The 22028-nt window shown below is 71.7% G+C and carries 19 protein-coding genes; 6 read left to right on the top strand and 13 right to left on the bottom strand.

From position 1 onward, the window contains the following. Positions 1-14: 14 nt before the first annotated feature. The 13 genes from PUW82_RS08845 to pyrR all read right to left on the bottom strand — a co-directional run bounded on the left by PUW82_RS08845 (position 15) and on the right by pyrR (position 15451). Positions 15-1367, bottom strand: a complete 1353-nt coding sequence (locus tag PUW82_RS08845; RefSeq protein WP_274221939.1) for an RsmB/NOP family class I SAM-dependent RNA methyltransferase — start codon at positions 1365-1367, stop codon at positions 15-17. After that, the gene (gene fmt / locus PUW82_RS08840) at positions 1364-2281 is read right to left on the bottom strand and encodes a methionyl-tRNA formyltransferase (protein ID WP_274221938.1); all 918 of its coding nucleotides are present in this window, start codon (positions 2279-2281) and stop codon (positions 1364-1366) included. The genes PUW82_RS08845 and fmt overlap by 4 nt, the downstream gene beginning before the upstream one ends. An 8-nt stretch (positions 2282-2289) precedes the next feature. Then, positions 2290-4251, bottom strand: a complete 1962-nt coding sequence (locus tag PUW82_RS08835; protein WP_274221937.1) for a primosomal protein N' family DNA-binding protein — start codon at positions 4249-4251, stop codon at positions 2290-2292. Continuing rightward, complete coding sequence (gene metK, locus PUW82_RS08830; RefSeq protein WP_274221936.1) at positions 4248-5441, bottom strand: methionine adenosyltransferase; 1194 nt, start codon at positions 5439-5441, stop codon at positions 4248-4250. The genes PUW82_RS08835 and metK overlap by 4 nt, the downstream gene beginning before the upstream one ends. A 122-nt stretch (positions 5442-5563) precedes the next feature. After that, positions 5564-5818: a DNA-directed RNA polymerase subunit omega gene (gene rpoZ, locus PUW82_RS08825; RefSeq protein ID WP_023950606.1), complete on the bottom strand. Its 255-nt coding sequence runs from the start codon at positions 5816-5818 to the stop codon at positions 5564-5566. Between the two features lie 104 nt (positions 5819-5922). After that, on the bottom strand, positions 5923-6864 hold the full coding sequence (gene gmk, locus PUW82_RS08820; RefSeq protein WP_420792741.1) for a guanylate kinase: 942 nt from the start codon (positions 6862-6864) through the stop codon (positions 5923-5925). Continuing rightward, entirely contained in the window at positions 6812-7684 is an 873-nt protein-coding gene (gene pyrF, locus PUW82_RS08815) for an orotidine-5'-phosphate decarboxylase (protein WP_274221934.1), read from the bottom strand. The genes gmk and pyrF overlap by 53 nt, the downstream gene beginning before the upstream one ends. Then, positions 7681-10968: a carbamoyl-phosphate synthase large subunit gene (gene carB / locus PUW82_RS08810; RefSeq protein WP_274221933.1), complete on the bottom strand. Its 3288-nt coding sequence runs from the start codon at positions 10966-10968 to the stop codon at positions 7681-7683. Before carB ends, pyrF begins: the two co-directional genes overlap by 4 nt. Next, on the bottom strand, positions 10968-12110 hold the full coding sequence (carA, locus tag PUW82_RS08805; RefSeq protein WP_274222936.1) for a glutamine-hydrolyzing carbamoyl-phosphate synthase small subunit: 1143 nt from the start codon (positions 12108-12110) through the stop codon (positions 10968-10970). Before carA ends, carB begins: the two co-directional genes overlap by 1 nt. 2 nt (positions 12111-12112) lie before the next feature. Next, positions 12113-12637 carry a PH-like domain-containing protein gene (locus tag PUW82_RS08800; protein ID WP_274221932.1) on the bottom strand — a complete coding sequence of 175 codons (525 nt, stop codon included), beginning with the start codon at positions 12635-12637 and terminating at the stop codon, positions 12113-12115. After that, complete coding sequence (locus tag PUW82_RS08795; protein ID WP_274221931.1) at positions 12634-13944, bottom strand: dihydroorotase; 1311 nt, start codon at positions 13942-13944, stop codon at positions 12634-12636. The genes PUW82_RS08800 and PUW82_RS08795 overlap by 4 nt, the downstream gene beginning before the upstream one ends. Continuing rightward, complete coding sequence (locus PUW82_RS08790; RefSeq protein WP_274222935.1) at positions 13941-14906, bottom strand: aspartate carbamoyltransferase catalytic subunit; 966 nt, start codon at positions 14904-14906, stop codon at positions 13941-13943. The genes PUW82_RS08795 and PUW82_RS08790 overlap by 4 nt, the downstream gene beginning before the upstream one ends. A 17-nt stretch (positions 14907-14923) precedes the next feature. Further along, the gene (gene pyrR, locus PUW82_RS08785) at positions 14924-15451 is read right to left on the bottom strand and encodes a bifunctional pyr operon transcriptional regulator/uracil phosphoribosyltransferase PyrR (RefSeq protein WP_274221930.1); all 528 of its coding nucleotides are present in this window, start codon (positions 15449-15451) and stop codon (positions 14924-14926) included. Between the two features lie 143 nt (positions 15452-15594). On the opposite strand from pyrR, the gene mvk reads away from it, so the two are divergent. The 6 genes from mvk to PUW82_RS08755 are packed head-to-tail and all read left to right on the top strand — an operon-like array spanning position 15595 to position 21954. Continuing rightward, positions 15595-16599 (top strand): mevalonate kinase, encoded by a 1005-nt coding sequence (gene mvk / locus PUW82_RS08780; RefSeq protein WP_274221929.1) that lies wholly within the window; start codon positions 15595-15597, stop codon positions 16597-16599. Then, positions 16596-17564, top strand: a complete 969-nt coding sequence (mvaD, locus tag PUW82_RS08775) for a diphosphomevalonate decarboxylase (protein ID WP_274221928.1) — start codon at positions 16596-16598, stop codon at positions 17562-17564. Before mvk ends, mvaD begins: the two co-directional genes overlap by 4 nt. Next, complete coding sequence (locus tag PUW82_RS08770) at positions 17561-18691, top strand: phosphomevalonate kinase (RefSeq protein ID WP_274221927.1); 1131 nt, start codon at positions 17561-17563, stop codon at positions 18689-18691. Before mvaD ends, PUW82_RS08770 begins: the two co-directional genes overlap by 4 nt. Further along, complete coding sequence (fni, locus tag PUW82_RS08765) at positions 18681-19760, top strand: type 2 isopentenyl-diphosphate Delta-isomerase (protein ID WP_274221926.1); 1080 nt, start codon at positions 18681-18683, stop codon at positions 19758-19760. The genes PUW82_RS08770 and fni overlap by 11 nt, the downstream gene beginning before the upstream one ends. Then, positions 19757-20803: a hydroxymethylglutaryl-coenzyme A reductase family protein gene (locus tag PUW82_RS08760; RefSeq protein WP_274221925.1), complete on the top strand. Its 1047-nt coding sequence runs from the start codon at positions 19757-19759 to the stop codon at positions 20801-20803. The genes fni and PUW82_RS08760 overlap by 4 nt, the downstream gene beginning before the upstream one ends. Then, positions 20800-21954, top strand: coding sequence for a hydroxymethylglutaryl-CoA synthase (locus PUW82_RS08755; RefSeq protein WP_274221924.1), 1155 nt, complete (start codon positions 20800-20802; stop codon positions 21952-21954). Before PUW82_RS08760 ends, PUW82_RS08755 begins: the two co-directional genes overlap by 4 nt. Positions 21955-22028 lie beyond the last annotated feature (74 nt).

Below are 22028 nucleotides of genomic sequence, written 5' to 3'. Positions count from 1 at the left end.
CCCATTATCCGACGTCACCGCTTCTGCAGCAGCGTGATCGACATCGCGTCGGTGCCGTGCCGATGCGGCCACAGCTGCGCGCGGCCCGACCCATCCTGCGGATCGGGCAGGTCGAGCTCGCCGCGTGACACCGAGCGCAGGACGGCCCGCGCATCCAGCTCGACGAGGTCGTCGCGCGAGCGTCGCACATCGGCGACAACGGCCGCCGTCTCGGCGAGATGGGGCGAGCACGTCACGTACGCCACGACTCCGCCCGGGGCGAGCGCGTCGACGGCCGCCTCGAGCAGACCGCGCTGGAGGTCGGACAGCTCCGGGACGTCCGCGGGCGACTTGCGCCACCGCGCCTCGGGGCGCCGGCGCAGCGCGCCGAGGCCGGTGCAGGGGGCGTCGACGAGGATGCGGTCGTAGACGCCGCGCCCGGCGCGGACGCGCCCGTCCTCCTCCGACACCGGCACCTCCAGCGGCACGCCCGCGACCGAGGTGCGCACGAGCTTCGCCCGGGCAGGAGAGAGCTCGTTGGCCTCCACGAGAGCGCCGCCCGCAAGCGCCTCGGACGCGAGGACGGCGGTCTTGCCACCCGGCGCGGCGCACAGATCGAGCCACCGCTCGCCGGGACGCACCGCTCGCACCCGCGAGAGTGCGAGCGCCGCGAGCTGCGATCCTTCGTCCTGGACACGGACGCGGCCCTCGGCCGCGCGTACGACCGGCTCGGGGTCGCCGCCGCCGAGCCGGAAACCGATGGGCGAGTACGGGGTACGTGCAACGTCGGCGGGGATGTCGGCGAGGCCGGGCAGCGCCGTCATGGTCACCGTCGGCGACACGTTGTCGGCGGCGAGAAGCTCCTCGAGCTCATCGGATCGCCCTTCTGCCGCGAGAGCGCGCCGGAAGGCGCGGATCACCCAGACCGGATGCGCGTAGCGCAGACCGAGGCGCTCGTCGTCGGACCGGGCGGCATCGGCGACCCGCTGCAACCACTCACCGGGGTTGTCGCGCGCGATGCGCCGGAGGACGGCGTTGGCGAAACCCGCCGCGTTCGCGGCTCCCGCGCGTCGGACGAGCTCGACGCTTTCGTTCACCGCGGCGTGCGAAGCCACGCGCGTCGTGAGGAGTTGATGCACGCCCAGGCGCAGCGCGTCGCGCACCGGCGGGTCGATCGCATCGACGGCCCGCCCCGAGGCGTGTTCGATGATCGCGTCGTAGGTGCCGCGTCGCCGCAGCGTCCCGTAGGTGAGCTCGGTCGCGAGCGCGGCGTCGGCGGGCGTCAGTCTCGCGCGCCGTAGTTCCTGCGGCAGCAGCAGGTTCGCGTACGCATCGGACTCGTCGACCGCGCGCAACACGTCGAAGGCGACCCGTCGTGCCGGGTTCATGATCCCGCCTCCGCGGTCTCGAGGCGCTGACCGCGCCACCAGTCGGCAGCCGCCATCGCGCCGCGCCCGGCGGGTTGGACCGTCCGCAGCGCGATCGTGCCGGCCCCCGTGCCGACGACCACCTCTTTGCCGATCAGACGGATGATCCCCGCGGGGAGCTCGGCATCGGGACCGCGCCGGGCGGAGAGCACTTTGAGCCGCTGCCCGCCGAGCGTCGTGTGCGCGCCGGGCTCCGGCGTCGTGCCGCGGTAACGGTCGAGGACCACGTCGGCGGCCTGCGAGAAATCGAGGAGCCCGTCGGCGAGGGTGAGCTTGGGGGCCAGGCTCACGCTGCCCGACTGGGGCGTCGCCGCCGCGGTGCCGCCGGCGATCGCGTCGACGACGTCGGCGAGGGTCTCGGCACCGAGGTCGGCGAGAGACTCCAGCACCTCGCCGGCGGTCGCTCCGCGCGGGACGTCGTAGCGCGCCTCGGCGTAGACGTCCCCGGCGTCGAGCTCGGGGACGAGCTGGAACACACTCGCTCCGGTCACGCGATCGCCCGCGATGAGCGCGCGCTGCACCGGTGCGGCGCCGCGCCAGGCCGGCAGCAGCGAGAAGTGCAGGTTGATCCAGCCGTGTGCGGGAGCCGACAGCAGCGGCTCGCGCACGAGCCCGCCATAGGCCACGATCACACCGAGCTGCGGGGACCACGCGGTGATCGCGGCGGTGGCATCGGCGTCGAGGCGGTCGGTCTTGAGCACCGGCAGTCCGAGCTCGTCCGCGAGCGACGCGACCGGTGACGGGGTGAGCACGCGCTTTCGCCCCAGGGGGGCGTCGCGGCGCGTGACGACCCCGACGATCTCGTGGCCAGAGGCCGCGAGGCGTCGGAGAGAAGGAAGGGCGGGTTCCGGAGTCCCGGCGAACACGATGCGCATGGCGCTCCTCACAGATCGAGATCGGGCACGTCGAGCCGTACCTTGAGTGTATTGCGCGCCCCGGGCGGGGCACCGCGGCGTCGGCGGCCGCGCAGGGCCTCGGCGATGACGGAGGCGCGCAGCGAATCCGCGACGGCGCGGCCCTGGGCGTACTCGAAGCGCACGAGCGCGCGCACGGCAGTGTCCTCGCGGGGCACGGGGCCGAGGACGGCTGCCTCGCTCAGTGCCGGCACGTCCGTCCGCAGTTGCGCGAGGGCGCCCGCGACCGCGGTGGCCGTGCCCTCCACCGCCGCGACCCGCACGACGGGCGGCATCTGCAGCGGGGCGCGCTCCGCCAACTCCGTCCGGGCGTAGGCCGGCTGCGTCCACGTCGCCAGGGCGCGGGCGGCGGGCCCGGCGACGCCGACGAGATGCACGGGTGCACCCGGGGCGGCGAGGGCGGCGGCATCCGACCACCACCGCAGACACGCTTCGGCGATGCGCAGCTGCTCGGTCATGAGCATGCGATCGCCGTCGAGGAGGATCACAGCGCGGTAGCCGCCGGTGACGAAAGGCTCGGCGCCGCGGGTCGCGATGACCAGCGCGGGCTTCGGGTCGACGTGCGTGATCTGGTGCTCGCCGTCCGAGACGATGATGCGGGTGTTCGGGAACGCTCGTCCGAGCTCGTCGGCGGTGCGCTCGCTGCCCGACGAGGCCATTCGCAGCCGCGGCGAGGAGCAGGCGGTGCACGACCACGCCGGGGCCGAGCGGCCGCACCACGTGCAGTCCGGCACGGCACCGGGACGTCGCGCACGTAACGGACCCGCGCAGTGGGCGCAGCGCGCGGGCGTGCGGCAGTCCGCGCACACGAGGACCGGGGCGTAGCCCGGTCGAGCGACTTGGACCAGGACCGGGCCGCGGCCCAGCGCCTCCCGCGCTGCCGCGAACGCGGCGGAAGGCACGCGTGTGCCGCGGGATTCCCCCTCGCGCGTCGCCGAGAGGACGACGCGGGGGCTCTCGCGTCGGCGCATCGGGATGTCGCGCACCCAGCCCAGCGCGACGAGTCGTTCGACGTCGGTGGTCCGGGTGATGCCCGCGAACACGAGGGCGCTCCCCTCGACCTCCTGACGCACCAGGGCCGCGTCGCGGGCGTGGACTCCCGGACTCAGCGGCTCGGCGAGCAGCGGGTCGCCGTCGTCCCAGACGAGGACGACGCCGACGTCGTGGGCCGGTGCGTAGACGGTCGAACGGTTTCCCACGACCACGCACGGCACATCGGACAGCAGACGCAGATAGCTCGCATAGCGCTCCGGACCCGAGCGCCGGGCGTCGTCGCGGACGACCGCGGTATCGGGAAGACGCGCCGCGAGAGCGGTCAGCACGTGCGCCTCGTCCCGGTGGTCGGGCACGACGACGACCGCGCTGCGGCCCGCGGCGAGGGTCTCGACGGCGATCGCCGCGAGCAGCTCGGCCCACGCCGGCCCTGCCTCGCCCGGACGCGGCGGGGCATCGAGAGCGATCCGCTCACCCTGCGCCACGGCGCCGGCGAGGTCGGGGTATGGAGCCATCACCTCGTGCGCCCAGGCACGTGCGTCGTCGGGCACGACCGGGACCTCGGGTCGCGGCGCCGCGACCCAGGCCTTCTCGGCGCGCACCATGCGCTTCGGGATGACCAGGCGCAGGATGTCGCCGGCCGAGCCCGCCGCACGGTCTGCGGCTCGACGAGCCGTGGCATACAGACTCGGGGGCAGGACGACCACGGGCGACACCACGTCCTCGAGCTCCGACAGCGGGCGGTCGGCGTCGCTCTCCTCCCCCAGCTCGACGAGGTACCCCTCGACGGTTCGGCCCACGGTGCGCAACGGCACCTTCACCCGGACACCCGGCTGGGCCGTCTCGATCAACGCGTCGGGCACGACGTAGTCGAAGAGCCGATCGAGCTGCGGGAGCGGCGAGTCGATCAGTACCCGCGCGGTGGGGCGGGCGGTCACAGCCCTGCGGCGGCGCGCAGCTCCTCGACGCGGTCGGTGCGCTCCCAGGTGAACTCGGGCAGCTCGCGGCCGAAGTGACCGTAGGCCGCGGTGCGGGCGTAGATGGGACGAAGCAGGTCGAGGCGGTCGATGATCGCCTGCGGACGCAGATCGAACACGTCGCGGATGGCGTCGGTGATCACGTCATCCGCGACGTTACCGGTGCCGAAGGTCTCGACGTAGAGCCCGACGGGCGCGGCGCGGCCGATGGCGTAGGCCACCTGGACCTCGAGCCGGTCGGCGAGGCCAGCCGCGACGGCGTTCTTGGCGACCCAGCGCATCGCATAGGCCGCGGAGCGGTCGACCTTCGACGGGTCCTTGCCGCTGAAGGCGCCGCCGCCGTGTCGAGCTGCCCCACCGTAGGTGTCGATGATGATCTTGCGGCCCGTGAGGCCGGCATCGCCCTTCGGCCCGCCGGTGACGAACGGCCCGGCCGGGTTGATGACGTACTCGACCGCCGACAGGTCGAGGCCCGTTTCAGCGAGCACCGGCTCGATGACCTCGGCCTGCACCGCGGCGCGCAGCGCCGCGAGGGAGATCTCGGGCTGGTGCTGGGTCGACAGCACCACCGTCTCGACCGTCTTGGGCGTCGCCCCGTCGTAACCGAGGGTCACCTGCGTCTTGCCGTCCGGGCGCAGGAACGGCAGCGCACCGCTGCGCCGAGCCGAGGTCAGCCGCTCCGCGATGCGATGGGCCGTCCAGATCGCCGTCGGCATCAACTGCGGCGTCTCGTTCGTGGCGTAACCGAACATGATGCCCTGGTCACCCGCGCCGAGAGCGTCGGTGGGGTCGTTCGACCCCTGCTCGCGATGCTCGAGCGCGTTGTCGACGCCCGCCGCGATGTCGGAGGACTGCTCGCCGATCGACACGGTGACGCCGCACGAGTCTCCGTCGAAGCCCGTCTCGCTCGAGGTGTACCCGATGCGGTTCACCACGCCGCGGACGATGCCGGGGATGTCGGCATAACCGTCGGTGCGCACCTCACCGGCGACGTGGACGAGGCCCGTGGTCACGAGCGTCTCGACGGCGACGCGCGAGCCCGGGTCGACCGTGAGCAGGGCGTCGAGGATGCTGTCGGAGATCTGGTCGCAGATCTTGTCGGGGTGCCCTTCGGTGACGGACTCGGACGTGAACAGGCGCAGCTGGCTCATCGGGGCTCCCTGAGAGGCGTGACGAAACGGGCGGAATCAGGATCAGGACGACCGGAACGATTCTGCCCGCGGCCGCCGACATCCGGCTGCCACGGGCAGAAATGTGACGGATCGACCGTCGATCAGTCGAGCGAGCGCAGACGCAGCTTGTCTTCGTGGATCTCGTGCATCGCGATCGTCAGCGGCTTGTCCTCGACGGACGAGTCGACGAGCGGGCCCACGTTGTCGAACAGGTTGCCCTCGTGCAGGTCGGAGTAGTAGTCGTTGATCTGACGCGCCCGCTTGGATGCGTAGATGACCAGCTGGTACTTCGAGTCGACCTTGTCAAGCAGGGCGTCGATGGGCGGGTCGATGATGCCTTCGTTGCTTCCGGCCATGGCGGATCCTTCCGGGATCGATGTCGGTGGAGAGTCTGCTGCCGCGCCGTGGGCGCAGGCATCCTCCCATTCTACAGTGCGCCGGCGGCGGACCGCCGACGGACTCAGTGCGCGAGCGCGGCGATCTCGTCCGCGGCCTGCTCGACCGTGTCGTTGACGACCCGGAAATCGAACTCGTTCTGCGACGCCAGCTCGACCCGTGCCGTCCGCAGCCGTCGGGCGCGCTCCTCGGCGTCCTCGGTCCCCCGACCCACGAGCCGATCGACGAGCTCGTCCCAGCTCGGCGGCAGCAGGAACACCAGCGTCGCGTCGGGGGCGGCTGCTCGCACCTGCCGGGCGCCCTGCAGATCGATCTCGAGCAGCACCGTCCGCCCCTCCGCGAGAGCGGCCTCGATGGGCCCGCGCGGCGTGCCGTAGCGGTGCTTGTTGTGGACGGTCGCCCACTCGAGCAGCTCGCCGTCCGCGATGAGCCGGTCGAACTCCGCGTCGTCGACGAAGTAGTAGTGCTGCCCGTCGACCTCGCCGGGGCGCGGCGCGCGGGTCGTGGCCGAGACCGACAGCATGATCTCCGGGTGGTGGGCGCGGATGTGCGCGGCCACCGTGCCCTTGCCGACGGCCGTGGGCCCGGCGAGCACGAGCAGTCGCGAGCGTCCGGCACGGGGCTGCGGCTCGGGCAGGCGGGCGTCGAGGAACGACTGCAGCGCGAGGCGCTGGCGCGACCCGAGACCACCGAGCTTCTTCACCGGTGAGATGTCGAGGTCCTGCAGGATGCGATCGCGCTTGTTCTCACCGATCGCCGGGATGGCGGTGAGGAAGTCCGTCACCCGCATCGCGCCGGCGGCGGAGTCCGGATCGGCCAGCGCCCGCCGCAGCAGTTCCTGCGGCGAAATGACGCGCGTCGCGACATCCTTCTTCAGGGCGGCTCGTGCGCGCCGTGCGGCCACCGCCCGGCGGGATGCCGCGGCGCGATCGACCTCGGGCGGGTGGGGGCGTTCAGCCACGGGGCTCCTCCTCCAGAGCGTCGGCGAGTTCGGCGCGGTGCGCATCGATCGCGTCGGCGATCCCGTCGGGACCGGCCGCGAGCACGCTGCGGCTGGCGCTGGCGATGACCTGCGGGGCGTGTACACCGAACACGGTGCGCACGTCGCGCAGGCCGACGCCCTGGGCGCCGAAGCCCGGCGCCAGGATGGGGGCGCCGCGCAGCGCGTCATCGGTCAGGCCCAGCTCGTCGCGGTCCACCGTCGCGCCGACGACGAGGCCCACCGGTCCCCAGCCGCCGGCGTCGACCGCCGCACGGTTCGCCCAGCCGATACCGCTCGCGACCCAGTCGGAGACCGTCTGACCCCGCTGCGCGTCGACGACCGACACCTCGGCGGACTGCACCCCGAGAGCCTCGGGGTTGCTCGTGGCTGCCAGGACGAAGACACCCTTCCCGGCACGCGCCGCTGCGGTGATCGTGCCCCGCAGAGAGCCCGGCCCGAGGTAGGGGCTGACCGTGACGGCATCCGCTTCGAGGGGCGCGCCCGGCTCGAGCCACGCTGCGGCGTACCCGTCCATGGTGCTGCCGATGTCGCCGCGCTTCGCATCGGCGATGACGAGCAGCCCGGCCTCGCGCGCAGCAGCCTGCACGTCTTCCAGGGCCGCGAAGCCGGCCGATCCCCATCGCTCGAAGAAGGCCACCTGCGGCTTGACGATCCCGACCCGACCCGCCGCAGCGGCGACGACACGGAGACCGAACTCGCGGGTGCCCGCGGCCGAGGCCTCGAGCCCCCACTGTGCGAGCAGGGCCGCATGCGGATCGATGCCGACGCACAGGCGTCCGTGACGGGCGACCGCGCTGTGCAGTCGCTCACCGAATCCGATCACACGCGCGCCGCTCGGTCGCGTGCGTAATCCTGCAGGCTCTTGACCTCGAAGCCCTCGCGCAGGACCGGCAGGGCGCTGACGGCCGCGCCGAGCACGGCCATCGTGGTGAACAGGGCGCGGTCGCCGGCGACGGCGGCCGCGCGGATCTCGTAACCGTCCGCACGCGCGACCCCGCCCGACGGCGTGTTCACGACCATGTCGATCTCACCCGCGTTGATGAGGTCCACGACGTTGGGCTCGCCCGAGGCCTGGGTCTCGGAGTACTTGCCGACGACCTCGACCCGGATGCCGTTGCGCGCGAGGATCTCGGCGGTGCCCTCCGTCGCGACGAGACGGAAACCGAGCTCCTGCAGGCGGTGCGCGGGCAGGATGACGGCGCGCTTGTCGTCGTCGGCGACCGAGAGGAAGACGGTGCCCGAGGTGGGCATGCCGCCGTAGGCGGCCGCCTGGCTCTTCGCGAACGCGGTCGGGAAGTCGCGGTCGATGCCCATCACCTCGCCGGTCGAGCGCATCTCGGGGCCGAGGACCGAATCGACCGTCCGCCCGTCCGCGGTGCGGAACCGCTTGAACGGCAGCACGGCCTCCTTGACGGCGACGGGGGCGTCCAGCGGGACACGGGAACCGTCTTCTGCCGGGAGCAGGCCCTCGGCGATGAGCTCGGCGACCGTCGAGCCGGCCATGATGCGCGATGCGGCCTTCGCGAGCGGGATGCCGAGCGCCTTCGAGACGAACGGTACGGTCCGGCTCGCGCGGGGGTTGGCCTCGATGACGTAGAGGACACCGGCCGAGACCGCGAACTGCACGTTGAGCAGGCCCCGCACCCCGACACCGCGGGCGATGGCGAGGGTCGCCTCGCGCACGCGGTCGATCTCGGTCCGGCCCAGCGACATCGGGGGCAGGGTGCAGCTCGAGTCGCCGGAGTGGATACCGGCCTCTTCGAGGTGCTCCATGACGCCGCCGATGTACAGCTGGTCGCCGTCGAACAGGGCGTCGACGTCGAGCTCCACGGCGTCGTCCAGGAACCGGTCGACCAGCAGCGGCAGGCCGGGCCCGATGATCGCCTGGTCGGCGACCCGCACGAAGTAGTCGCGCAGGCTGTCGGTGTCGTAGATGATCTCCATGCCGCGGCCGCCGAGCACGAAGCTCGGACGCACGAGCACGGGGTAGCCGATCGACTCCGCGACCTCGACAGCGCCGTCCACGTCGATCGCGGTGCCGCTGCGCGGCGCGACGAGACCGGCCTCGTCGAGCAGACGCGAGAACAGCTCGCGCTCCTCGGCGAGATCGATCGCGGCGGGCTGGGTGCCCAGGATCGTGTAGCCGGCGGCCTCGATGCCCTTCGCCAGGCCGAGCGGGGTCTGGCCGCCGAGCTGGCAGACGACGCCGAGGATCGTGCCGGACTGCGATTCGGCGTGCAGGACCTCGAGGACGTCCTCGAGGGTGAGGGGCTCGAAGTACAGCCGGTCGCTCGTGTCGTAGTCGGTCGACACGGTCTCGGGGTTGCAGTTGACCATGATCGTCTCGTAGCCGGCATCCGAGAGGGCGAAGCTGGCGTGCACGCACGAGTAGTCGAACTCGACGCCCTGTCCGATGCGGTTCGGGCCCGAACCGATGATGACGACCTTCGTGCGGTCGGAGGGCGTCACCTCGGTCTCGGTGTCGTACGACGAGTAGTGGTACGGCGTGAGAGCGGGGAACTCCCCCGCGCAGGTGTCGACCGTCTTGAAGACGGGGCGCAGGCCGAGGCCGTGACGGATGCCGCGGACCTCGTCCTCGTCGGTGCCGCGCAGCTGCGCGATCTGGGCGTCGCTGAAGCCGTGCTCCTTGGCGATGCGCAGCACGTGCTCGTCGAGCTCGGCGGCATCCGCGATGTACCGCGCGACCTCGTTGATGAGCTCGATCTGATCGAGGAACCACGGGTCGATCGCCGTGGCGTCGAAGGCCTGCTCGATCGTTGCGCCCTTGCGCATCGCCTGCTGGAGCACGACGATGCGGCCGTCGGTGGGGGTCTTCGCGATCTCGAGCAGCTCGTCGACCGTGCGCTCCTCGTCGCCCCAGTGGAAGCTGGATCCGCGCTTCTCGAGCGAGCGGAGCGCCTTCTGCAGGGCGGTGGCGTAGTTGCGACCGATCGCCATGGCCTCGCCGACCGACTTCATGGTGGTCGTCAGCGTCGTGTCGGCGGCCGGGAACTTCTCGAAGTTGAAGCGGGGAACCTTCACGACGACGTAGTCGAGCGTCGGCTCGAAGCTCGCCGGGGTCACCTTCGTGATGTCGTTCGGGATCTCGTCGAGGCGGTAGCCGATCGCCAGCTTCGCGGCGATCTTGGCGATGGGGAACCCCGTCGCCTTCGAGGCCAGCGCCGAGGAGCGCGACACGCGCGGGTTCATCTCGATGACGATGATGCGACCGGTCTGCGGGTCGACGGCGAACTGGATGTTGCAGCCGCCGGTGTCGACGCCCACGGCCCGGATGATGTCGATGCCGATGTCGCGCATCTTCTGGTACTCGCGGTCGGTCAGCGTGAGCGCGGGGGCCACGGTGATGGAGTCGCCCGTGTGGACGCCGACGGGGTCGACGTTCTCGATCGAGCACACCACCACGGTGTTGTCGGCCGTGTCGCGCATGAGCTCGAGCTCGTACTCCTTCCACCCGAGGATGGACTCCTCGAGCAGGACCTCCGTCGTGGGCGAGTCGCGCAGGCCGGCTCCGGCGATGCGGCGCAGATCCACTTCGTTGTAAGCGAAGCCCGACCCGAGGCCGCCCATGGTGAAGGAGGGCCGCACGACGAGGGGGTACCCGAGCTCGGCGGCGCCGGCGAGCACCTCGTCCATCGTGTGGCAGATGCGGCTGTCGGCGACATCCGCTCCCGAGTCGATGACGAGCTGCTTGAAGATCTGCCGATCCTCGCCCTTGTTGATCGCCTCGAAGTTCGCACCGATCAGCTCGATGTCGTACTTCTCGAGGATGCCGTTCTTGTGCAGGTCGATCGCGGCGTTGAGCGCCGTCTGGCCGCCCAGGGTGGGCAGGATCGCGTCCGGTCGCTCTTTGGCGATGATCGTCTCGATGACCTGCCACGTGATCGGCTCGATGTACGTCGCGTCGGCGAAGTCGGGGTCGGTCATGATCGTCGCCGGGTTGGAGTTGACCAGGATGACGCGCACCCCCTCCTCGCGGAGCACACGGCACGCCTGGGTGCCGGAGTAGTCGAACTCGCAGGCCTGTCCGATGACGATCGGGCCCGACCCGATGACGAGGACGCTCTGGATATCGTCGCGCTTGGGCATCAGTTCTTGTTCTCCTGGGACGCGATCACGAGGTCGCGGAAGCGGTCGAAGAGGTAGTTGGCATCGTGCGGTCCGGCCGCGGCCTCGGGGTGGTACTGCACCGAGAAGGCGGGCAGGTCGAGCGCACGGAGGCCCTCGACCACGTCGTCGTTGAGCCCGACGTGGCTGACCTCGACGCGGCCGTACCCGGCCGGGCTGTCGACGACGCCGTCGGTCGGGGCGTCCACGGCGAAACCGTGGTTGTGCGCGGTGATCTCGACGCGACCCGTCTGCTTGTCGAGCACCGGCTGATTGATGCCGCGGTGGCCGAACGGCAGCTTGTACGTGCCGAAGCCGAGGGCCCGGCCGAGCAGCTGGTTGCCGAAGCAGATGCCGAAGAACGGCAGCTTGTCGTCGAGCACCTCGCGCAGCAGCGAGACGTGGTGGTCGCTGGCGGCGGGGTCGCCGGGGCCGTTCGAGTAGAAGACGGCGACCGGGTCGATGGCCCGTACCTCGTCGATGGTCACGCTCTGCGGCAGGACGTGCACGTCGAAGCCGCGTGCCGCGAGGTTGTCGACCGTCGCCTGCTTGACACCGAGGTCGAGCACCGCGAGGTTGCCGATGCGCTCGGCGGTCGCCGGGGTGACCTCGGCGGCGGTCACCGACACCTCGGCCGAGAGATTGCGTCCGCTCATCTCGGGCGCTTCGCGCACGAGGCGCAGCTGCTCGTCGGGGTCGATGTCGGCGGCATCGCCGCTGAAGACACCGCCGCGCATCGACCCGGCCGAGCGCAACACGCGCGTGATGGCCCGGGTGTCGATGCCGCTGATGCCCACGACGCCGTCATGCTCGAGCGAGTCGTCGAGCGAGTTCTCCGAGCGCCAGTTCGACACGACGCGCGAGGGGTCGCGGACGATGTAGCCGGCGACCCAGATACGGCGGGACTCGACGTCCTCGGCATTCATGCCCGTGTTGCCGATGTGAGGTGCGGTCTGCAGCACGATCTGTCCGGCGTAGGACGGGTCGGTGAGGGTCTCCTGGTAGCCGGTCATGCCGGTGGCGAAGACGACCTCGCCGAGGGTGGTGCCGCGCGCTCCGTAGGCGCGTCCGACGTGGCGGGATCCGTCCTCGAGAACGAGCACGGCGGGGTCACGGGTGAACAGGGTCACGCGTCGCCTCCTGGGGTCTGGGTGGGGGTCAAGATGTTCTGAACGGCCGCGGCGAGGGCTCGGGCCGAGACGGTCTGGGGTCGGAAGTAGCTGTCGACGATCGTCTCGTCGTCGATCAGCCAGCTCAGGCGGGTGAGGCCCTGCTTCTCGACCACACGGTCGATCGCGACGGTCGCCTGATCCACCGAGACGATGCGCGCGGCGGGGATGAACAGCCGCGGCTGGCCGGTTAGGTCGAGGGCGACGCCCGCCGTGGAGCCTGCTCCCGCGACAATGACGTCGACGCGGGAGCGGAAGCCGAGCCCGCGCACCGCGAGACGCTCGAGCGGCTCGTCGTGCCGCGTGGTCGCGACGTAGAGCCCGGACACCGTCGTCTCCGGAACCGCACCGGCCGGCAGCTCGCCGACGGGGGCGGTGAGGCTCGCGTCGCGCTGCGTTCGTCGTCGCCACGCCCACACGCCGAGGGCGAGCAGGACCAGCGCGACGGCGACCATGATCAGCAGGGCGCCTTCGCGGGTCACGCGCGCACCCCCGGGGCGTCGAGGACGGCGCCCTCGGCGACGGTGACCGCGCCGGCGAAGAAGGTCCAGCGCACCTCGCCGGGCAGGTCGCGGTCGAGGTACGGCGAGTTGACGCTGCGTCCGCGCAGGTCGTCGGTGGTGAACCGACGCACGGGACGGGGGTCGTACAGCGTCAGCGAAGCCGGCTGTCCCACCGCGAGGGGGGTGCCGGCTCCGGACAGACGCCCGATGCGCGCCGGGGCTGCCGACATCACGCGCGCCACGTCGTCCCAGTCGAGCAGACCGGTGTCGACGACCGATTGCTGCACGACCCGCAGGGCGGACTCGAGCCCGACCATGCCGTTGGCGGCTGCCGCCCACTCGCAGCTCTTCGCCTCGGCCGGATGGGGGGCGTGGTCGGTCGCCACGATGTCGATCGTGCCGTCGGCCAGGCCGGCGCGGACCGCGAGCACGTCCTCGTCGCGGCGCAGCGGCGGATTGACCTTGTATCGGGCGTCGTAGCCGCGCGCCAGCTCTTCGGTCAGCAGCAGGTGGTGAGGCGTGACCTCGGCCGTGACGTCGACGCCGCGCTTCTTGGCCCACCGGATGATGTCGACCGAACCGGCGGTGGAGAGGTGGCAGACGTGCAGCCGCGACCCGACGTGCTCGGCCAGCAGGACGTCGCGCGCGATGATCGACTCCTCGGCGACGGCGGGCCATCCCGCGAGGCCGAGCTCGGCCGACACCGTGCCCTCGTTCATCTGGGCGCCCTCGGTCAAGCGCGGGTCCTGCGCGTGCTGCGCGACGACCCCGTCGAACGACTTCACGTACTCGAGCGCGCGGCGCATGATGAGCGGGTCGAAGACGCAGAAGCCGTCGTCGCTGAACACCCGCACGCGCGCCCGCGACGATGCCATCGCGCCGAGCTCGGCGAGCCGCTCGCCGCGCTGACCGACGGTCACAGCGCCGATCGGCTGGACGTGCACGTAGCCGGCCGCCTCGCCGAGCGCGAGCTCCTGCTCGACGACGCCGGCGGTGTCGGCGACGGGCGAGGTGTTCGGCATGGCGAAGACGGTGGTGAAACCGCCCGCTGCTGCGGCCCGCGAACCGGTCAGGATCGTCTCGGAGGCTTCGAAGCCCGGCTCGCGCAGGTGCGTGTGCAGGTCGACGAGGCCCGGCAGGGCGATGAGCCCCGCCGCGTCGACGACGGTGGCTCCGGCGGCGGACAGCCCGGTGCCGACCTCGGTGATGACGCCGCCGTCGATGATCATGTCGGTCGCATCGCCGGTCTGCAGTCGCGCGCCGCGGATGAGGAAGCTCTCGCTCATCGTCCGCCCTCCTCAGCTTCGGTCCGCTCCCCCGCCAGCAGCAGGTAGAGCACGGCCATCCGCACCGACACGCCGTTCGCTACCTGCTCGAGCACGGTCGAGCGCGGCGAATCGGCGGCGGCGGCGGAGATCTCCATCCCCCGGTTCATCGGGCCGGGGTGCAGCACAATGCTATCGGCCGGCAGCGCGGCCAGGCGTGCGGCATCCAGTCCCCACGTGCGGGAATACTCCCGTTCAGTCGGGAAATACGCGGCGTTCATGCGCTCGAGCTGGATCCGCAGCATCATCAGCGCGTCCGGGCCGGCCGCGATCGCGTCGTCGAGGTCGTAGACGACCTCGACCGGCCATGCCGAGACGTCCTGTGGGACGAGGGTCGGCGGCGCGACGAGGGTCACCGTGGCGCCGAGCGTCGTCAGCAGCCATACGTTCGAGCGGGCGACGCGCGAGTGCAGGATGTCGCCGACGATCGTCACCCGCAGGCCCGAGAGGTCGCGACCGCGGCTGTCATCGCCGAAGAACCGCTTGCGGATGGTGAACGCGTCGAGGAGCGCCTGAGTGGGATGCGCGTGCGTGCCATCGCCGGCGTTGACCACTCCGGCGCTGATCCAGCCGCTCTCGGCCAGGGTCTGGGGTGCCCCCGAGGCGCCGTGACGGATGACCACCGCGTCGGCGCCCATCGCCTGGAGGGTCTGCGCGGTGTCCTGGAGCGACTCGCCCTTGGAGACTGACGAGCCCTTCGCCGAGAAGTTGATGACATCGGCCGAGAGGCGCTTCGCCGCCGCCTCGAACGAGATGCGCGTGCGCGTGGAGTCCTCGAAGAACAGGTTGACCACCGTCTTGCCGCGCAGCGTCGGGAGCTTGCGCACTTCGCGGTGCTGCGTCGCGGCCATGTCCTCCGCGACGTCGAGGATGCGCACGGCCTCGGCCGGAGTCAGCCCCTTGGTGTCGAGCAGGTGCCGCATCATCCGCAGGTGCCGCATCATCCGATCGTCACCTCCTCCGCGCCGTCGGTCTCGCGCAAGCGGACGTTCACGCGCTCGTCACGCGCGCTCGGGAGGTTCTTGCCGACGAAGTCCGGCCGGATGGGCAGCTCGCGGTGACCCCGGTCGACGAGCGTCGCGAGGCGGACCGCCGCGGGGCGCCCGATGTCCTGCAGGGCATCCAGCGCCGCGCGGATGGACCGCCCCGAGAACAGCACATCGTCGACGAGGACGACGACCTTGCCGTCGATCCCGCCGGCGGGGATCTCGGTGGGTTGCGGCGCCCGCGTCGGGTGACGGTGCAGATCGTCGCGGTACATCGTCACATCGAGCGCGCCCACGGGGACGGCCGCTCCGGAGATGTCGGCGAGCAGCGCGCCGATGCGGGCGGCGAGGGGGACGCCGCGGCGAGGAATGCCGAGGATGACGAGCTCATCGGGTCCCCGATTCGATTCGAGGATCTCGTGGGAGATCCGCGTCAGGGCCCGGGCGATGTCGGCTTCATGCAGCACGGTACGTGTGCTCATCCGCCGCTCCCTTCTCCGCCTCACGGGACGGTGTTAAAGGTTGCTGGGTGCGGCGCCCATGATAGCGGCCGGCGAGCCCGGAAGCACATCCGAGCCGTCTCCAGCCCGCGCGCCGGAGGGGCTGTTACGCTCGTCGAAATTCCATGACTGCATCGACCGACGTCCCCATCGCACCGGACGCTCATCAGCACGCGGCAACCAACGGCACGGCCGCGGTGCCCGTCGCGGTGGGCCGAGCCGGTGCGAAGGCTATCCTCCTGGGCGAGCACGCCGTCGTCTACGGCCGTCCGGCGATCGCGATCCCGGTGCGCGCTCTCGGTGTCGAAGCGCACGCGCGGCCGACGGACGGGCCCGCCCGTCTGTCGAGCAGCCTCTATCACGGACCGATTACCCGCGCCCCCGAACGCCTGGCGGTCACGCTGACCGCGATGTCCGCCGCGCTCGCCGCGGCGGGGCGCGAGGATCTCGCCCTCGACATCGCGATCGAAAGCAGCGTCCCGGCCGAGCGCGGCTTGGGCTCGAGCGCCGCGGTGTCGGCGGCGGTCATCGAAGCGACCCTCGGCGCGTGCGGCATCCGTGTCGACGACGAACGCATGCACGAGCTCATCCAGACCGCCGAGCGCGCCGCCCACGGCTCGCCGAGCGGTCTCGATGCCCGTACCGTCCGGGCGCGCGCGGCGGTGTGGTTCGACGGTGGGCGGATCGAGCCGGTCACCGTCGGTCGAGACCTCACGTTCGTCATCGCCGACAGCGGCGTGCGCGGGCGCACTCGCGAGGCGGTCACCGCGGTGGCCGAGCGGCGCCGCGCCGATCCGACCGGTATCGAGGCGGCACTCGACGAGCTCGGGGGTCTCGCCACCGCCCTTCGCGAACAGGTGTCGGCCGGCGCCCGTGACGACATCGGTCACGCGATGAGCCGTGCACACACCCTCTTGAACGGCATGGGCGTCGGCGATCCCGCTCTCGACCACCTCGTGCACGCGGCCACGTCGGCCGGCGCGCTCGGAGCCAAGCTCACCGGCGGCGGGCGGGGCGGCTGCGTGCTGGCCCTCGCCGCCGACGCCGGCGCTGCCGTCGAGCTGAGCCAACGACTCACCCGCGCCGGTGCCGCCGCGGTCTGGACCACGACCGTGGAAGGAGCGGCATGAGCACCGCGACCGCCATCGCACATCCGAACATCGCCCTCGTGAAGTACTGGGGCAAGCGCGACAGCGAGCTCAACCTGCCCGCGACCGGCAGCCTCTCGATGACGCTCGACATCTTCCCGACCACGACCACGGTCACCGTCGACGGCACCGCCACGACGGACGTGCTCGTCTTCGGCGACGAGGAACGCAGCGACGGGCCTGCGGTTCGGGTCAGCCGGTTCCTCGACATCGTGCGCGAGCTCGCCGGCAGCGATCGTCACGCGCGCGTCGAGACCGTCAACACGGTGCCTTCCGCGGCCGGGCTGGCATCGTCGGCCTCGGGCTTCGCGGCGCTCGCGGTCGCGGCATCCGCGGCCTACGGACTCGATCTCGACGCGCGAGAGCTCAGTCGGCTCGCCCGGCGCGGCTCCGGCTCCGCCTCGCGGTCGATCATTTCCGGCTTCGCCGTGTGGCACGCGGGCGAGAGCGACGAGACCTCCTATGCCGAGGCCATCGACGCCCCCGGCCTCGCCATGGTCGTCGCGATGGTCGAGAAGCGCGAGAAGCCGATCTCGAGTCGCGAGGCGATGCGCCGGACGATCCTGACATCCCCGTTCTACCCTGCGTGGGTGTCGTCGACGGCCGAGAGCCTGGAAGCCGCCGCCGAGGCCTCCCGCACCGGCGACGTCGAGAGGCTCGGACGCATCACCGAGGTCAACGCGTCGCGGATGCACGCCCTCATCCAGTCGTGCGACCCGCCCATCCGCTACCTGACCCCGGTCAGCGTCGAGATCTTCGACCGCGTCGCCGCGCTCCGCGCCACCGGCGTCGGCGCCTGGGCGACGGCGGACGCGGGACCGAACGTCGTGGTGCTCACCCGCCCCGACGACGTGCCGGCCGTCACCGCCGCGCTCGAGGGACTCGCGGAGCTGGCGGTCGCGCGTCCCGGCCCGGCCGCGGCTCTCGTCTCGCGGACGAACGGGTGACCGCGCTCGCACAGCCCGCCATAGTCGTGCGGGCCCCCGGCAAGCTCTTCGTCGCCGGCGAGTACGCGGTCGTCACCCCCGGCGAGCCGTCGGTCCTCATCGCCGTCGACCGCTACTTGACCGTCTCGCTCACCGAGGGAGTCGACGCCGGCAGCATCCACTCTCCCGAGTACGGACGGATGCCGGTGCGCTGGACCCGCGGCGCCGACGGGCTGACCCTCGACCGCGAGCACCACCCGTACGACTACGTGATCGCCGCGATCGAAGCTGCCGAGCAGCTGCGCTCGGAGCGGGGGCTGCCGCCGCGCTTCTTCGACCTGCGCATCGATAGCGGCCTCGACGACCCGAGCGGCCGCAAGTTCGGTCTCGGCTCCTCGGCTGCCGTCACCGTCGCCACGATCGGAGCGATCGACGAGTTCTACGGCTTCGACCTGGGGCTGCGCGGTCGCTACGAGCTCGCGATGCTGGCCACGATCGCCGTCGCGCCGAACGCCTCCGGCGGCGATGTCGCCGCGAGCACCTACGGAGGCTGGATCGGCTACCGCTCCCCCGACCGCGATCGGCTGCGTGCGGCGCGGGCTCGGGACGGCGTCACCGCGGTGCTGGGCTCGGACGCGTGGGCGGGCTCCGAGATCATCCGACTCTCGGCGCCGGCCGGACTCCAGCTGCTCGTGGGCTGGACAGGTCACCCCGCCTCGACCGAACGGCTGGTCAGCGGCGTCTCGCGCGGTACCAGCACGACCGGCGACGACCACAGCACCTTCCTCTCGCAGTCGCGCTCCTGCGTCGGCGATCTGTGGCGTGCGCTCGCGCCCCACGACAGCGAGGACGCCCCGGACGACGACCTCGCGCTGCGCGCGATCCGCCGCAACCGCCGCCTGCTGCAGGAGCTCGGCGCACGCTCGGGCGTCACGATCGAGACCGAGGGGCTGCGGATCCTGTGCGATGCCGCCGAGCGCGTCGGCGCGGCGGGCAAGCCCTCCGGTGCCGGCGGCGGCGACTGCGGCATCGTCCTCGCGCCCGTCGGCGCCGACGTCTCGGGGCTGCTGCGCACCTGGGAGACCAACGACATCCGACACCTCACGATCGGCGTTCATCCGCCGGAAGGAGAACACCATGGCGGCTGAGCTGGCATCGGAGCGCAAGGACGACCACGTCCGCCTGGCCGCGGCGCAGCAGAAGGAGACGCCGCGCCCGAACGGTTGGGATGACGTCCGGTTCGTGCACCACGCCCTCGCGGGCGTCGACGCGGATGTCGTCGACCTCGGCGTCGAGGTGGCCGGCGCCCGCTGGGCGCTGCCGTTCTACGTCAACGCCATGACCGGCGGCAGCGCCTCGACCGGCGCGATCAATCGCGACCTCGCGATCGCCGCGCGGGAGACCGGGGTGGCGATCGCCTCGGGGTCGCTGAGCATCGCGCTCGACAACCCCGAGCTCATGAGCACGTTCCGGGTCATCCGCGATGAGAACCCCGACGGCTTCGTCATGGCCAACGTCGGCATCGAGCGGTCGCCCGAAGATGCCCGCCGCGCGGTCGACGCTCTCCAGGCCGACGCGCTGCAGGTGCACGTCAACGCCATGCAGGAGACGGTGATGCCCGAGGGCAGCCGCTCGTTCTCGAGCTGGCCCGCGTCGCTCGAAGCCATCGTGGCCGCGGTCGAGGTGCCCGTCGTGGTGAAGGAGGTCGGCTTCGGCCTGAGCGCTGCCACGCTGTCCCGCCTCGCGGCCACGGGCGTGCGCTTCGCCGACGTCTCCGGCGTCGGCGGCACGGACTTCATGCGCATCGAGAACGACCGCCGCTCGGGCCGCGACTACGCGTACCTCGCCGGCTGGGGACAGTCGGCGGTGGAGTGCCTGCTCGAGGCCCCGGCCGACGCGCCGGTGCTGCTCGCCTCGGGCGGAGTCCGCACACCGCTCGACGTCGCACGAGGCCTCGCGCTCGGCGCTCGCGCGGTGGGCGCATCCGGATCGTTCCTCTCCGTCGTCCTCGACGGCGGCGCGGAAGCCCTGATCTCGCGGATCCGGGAATGGTCTGACCACCTCACGGCGTTGCACTCTCTGGTGGGGGCGACCGGTCCGGAAGACCTCCGCCGCACCGACCTGATCATCCATGGACGCGCAGCGGAGTTCGCCCGCGCCCGAGGCATCGACATCGACAGCCTGGCGCGCCGCGCCGGCGGGAAGGACGCGCGATGAGCGCCGAGTTCACCCCGATCCCCCTGCGCTGGGTCGGTCCGCTCCGGCTGACCGGTGACGTCGAGACCGAGCAGGACGTCCCGCTCGCCACCTACGAGTCTCCGCTGTGGCCCTCCGTCGGCCGCGGCGCTCGCATCTCGCGGCTCGTCGACGACGGCATCCGCGTGACCGTGGTCGACGAACGGATGACGCGCTCGTCGCTCTTCGTCGCCGACAGCGCCGCCGCTGCCGTCGCCGCCTCGCGTGCGATCGCCGCCCGCTTCGATGAGCTGGCCGACGCTGTCTCCCAGCGCAGCCGGCACGCGAAGCTCATCGACCTCGACAGCGAGGTCGTGGGCAACCTCCTGTACCTGCGCTTCGCTCTGACGACGGGCGACGCGTCGGGCCACAACATGGTGACCTTCGCTGCGGAGACCCTCATGGAGCGCGTGCTGTCGTGGCACCCGGAACTCGAGTACGGCTCGATCTCGGGCAACTACTGCACCGACAAGAAGGCCACCGCGGTCAACGGCATCCTCGGTCGCGGCCGCAGCGTCATCGCCGAGATCCTCATCCCCGCCGATCTCGTCGACAAGCAGCTGCGCTCGACCGCGCAGCGCATCGTCGACCTGAACGTGCAGAAGAACCTCGTCGGCTCGACGATCGCGGGAGCGCTGCGCTCGGCGAACGCGCACTACGCCAACATGCTGCTGGCCTTCTACCTCGCCACAGGGCAGGATGCCGCCAACATCGTCGAAGGCTCGCAGGGCTTCACGTGGGCCGAGGTTCGCGGCGACGGCGACCTGTATTTCTCGTGCACCCTCCCCCACCTCATCGTCGGGACCGTCGGCAACGGCAAGGACCTCCCCGCGGTCGAGGAAGCACTCACGCGGCTCGGCTGCCGTGAGGAGCGCGAGCCGGGCGCCAACGCCCGCCGCCTCGCCGCGCTCATCGCCGCCACCGTGCTCTGCGGCGAGCTCTCCCTGCTCGCCGCCCAGACCAACCCCGGAGAACTGATGCAGTCGCATCTGCTCCTCGAGCGCCGGAAGGACTCCTCGCAGTGACCACCATCGGCATCCACGACCTCGCCGTCGCGACCGCCTCCCACGTCGTCGAGCTCGACGACCTCGCCGCCCGCGCCGACATCGACCCCGCGAAGTTCCGCATCGGGCTCGGCCAGGAGCAGATGAGCATCCCGGGCCTCGACGAAGACATCGTGACGATGGGCGCCGCAGCCGCGCAGCGCATCATCGACCGCCATGGCGTCGACGGCATCCGCACCCTCTTCTTCGCGACCGAGACGGGCATCGACCAGTCGCGCGCCGCCGGCGTGCACGTGCACGAGCTGCTCGGCCTGCCGCGTTCGGTGCGCGTCGTCGAGCTCAAGCAGGCTTGCTACTCGGCGACCGCCGCGCTGCAGTCCGCCGCCGGCCTGATCGCCCGCAACCCCGACGAGCGCGTGCTGGTCATCGCGAGCGACGTGGCCCGGTACGAGCTGGACACGGCCGCCGAGCCCACGCAGGGCGCGGGCGCGGTCGCGTTCCTGGTGACGGCGGACCCCGCCCTTGCCGTGCTCGAGCCTGCTGCCGGCGTGTACACCGCCGAGGTCGACGACTTCTGGCGCCCCAACGACAGCGTCACCGCCGTTGTGGACGGCAAGCTCTCGGTCAGCGCCTACCTCGACGGCGTCGCCGGTGCCTGGGACGACTACCGCTCGCGCGGCGGCGTCGACATCGACCAGATCGATTGGTACTGCCACCACCAGCCCTTCACCAAGATGGCGGTCAAGGCACACCGCGCGCTGGGGCAGCACGTCGGCGTCGAGCTTGCGCCCGAGCTGGTCGCCGCGACCACGGGGTACAACCGGCGGATCGGCAACTCCTACACCGCGTCGCTGTACATCGCCCTCGCGGCGCTGCTCGACGGCGATGCGGACCTCACCGGGGCGCGCATCGGCCTGTTCAGCTACGGCTCCGGTTCGGTGAGCGAGTTCTTCACGCTCGTCGTGCAGCCCGGTTACCGCGCCGCGACCCGGGGCGCCGAGACCGAGGCTCTCCTGGCCGCGCGCACCCCCGTGGATGTCCCGACCTACCGCGATCTGCACGATGCGACCCACCGCGACAGCACCGTCGACGTCGAGATCGCCGCCACGTCTCCCGGACCGTTCCACTTCGCCGGCCTTTCGGGCCGCGCCCGTCGCTACACGCGCGACTGACCGCGCGACCGTTCGTCCGCCGCTGCGGATGAGCAACGAGAAAGGGCCCCGACTTCGCAGTCGGGGCCCTTTCT

This window comes from Microbacterium thalli, from assembly GCF_028737325.1.
In the GTDB taxonomy this organism is placed as follows: domain Bacteria; phylum Actinomycetota; class Actinomycetes; order Actinomycetales; family Microbacteriaceae; genus Microbacterium; species Microbacterium thalli.
This window is presented reverse-complemented; position numbering and strand designations above follow the sequence as displayed.

Bases quoted from the DNA above. Each gene is read 5' to 3' on its own strand.
- PUW82_RS08845 (WP_274221939.1), bottom strand. From the start codon at position 1,367: ATGAACCCGGCACGACGGGTCGCCTTCGACGTGTTGCGCGCGGTCGAC.
- fmt (WP_274221938.1), bottom strand. From the start codon at position 2,281: ATGCGCATCGTGTTCGCCGGGACTCCGGAACCCGCCCTTCCTTCTCTC.
- metK (WP_274221936.1), bottom strand. From the start codon at position 5,441: ATGAGCCAGCTGCGCCTGTTCACGTCCGAGTCCGTCACCGAAGGGCAC.
- rpoZ (WP_023950606.1), bottom strand. From the start codon at position 5,818: ATGGCCGGAAGCAACGAAGGCATCATCGACCCGCCCATCGACGCCCTG.
- gmk (WP_420792741.1), bottom strand. From the start codon at position 6,864: ATGCGCACCGCGCCGAACTCGCCGACGCTCTGGAGGAGGAGCCCCGTG.
- carB (WP_274221933.1), bottom strand. From the start codon at position 10,968: ATGCCCAAGCGCGACGATATCCAGAGCGTCCTCGTCATCGGGTCGGGC.
- PUW82_RS08795 (WP_274221931.1), bottom strand. From the start codon at position 13,944: ATGAGCGAGAGCTTCCTCATCCGCGGCGCGCGACTGCAGACCGGCGAT.
- PUW82_RS08790 (WP_274222935.1), bottom strand. From the start codon at position 14,906: ATGCGGCACCTGCTCGACACCAAGGGGCTGACTCCGGCCGAGGCCGTG.
- pyrR (WP_274221930.1), bottom strand. From the start codon at position 15,451: ATGAGCACACGTACCGTGCTGCATGAAGCCGACATCGCCCGGGCCCTG.
- mvk (WP_274221929.1), top strand. From the start codon at position 15,595: ATGACTGCATCGACCGACGTCCCCATCGCACCGGACGCTCATCAGCAC.
- mvaD (WP_274221928.1), top strand. From the start codon at position 16,596: ATGAGCACCGCGACCGCCATCGCACATCCGAACATCGCCCTCGTGAAG.
- fni (WP_274221926.1), top strand. From the start codon at position 18,681: ATGGCGGCTGAGCTGGCATCGGAGCGCAAGGACGACCACGTCCGCCTG.
- PUW82_RS08760 (WP_274221925.1), top strand. From the start codon at position 19,757: ATGAGCGCCGAGTTCACCCCGATCCCCCTGCGCTGGGTCGGTCCGCTC.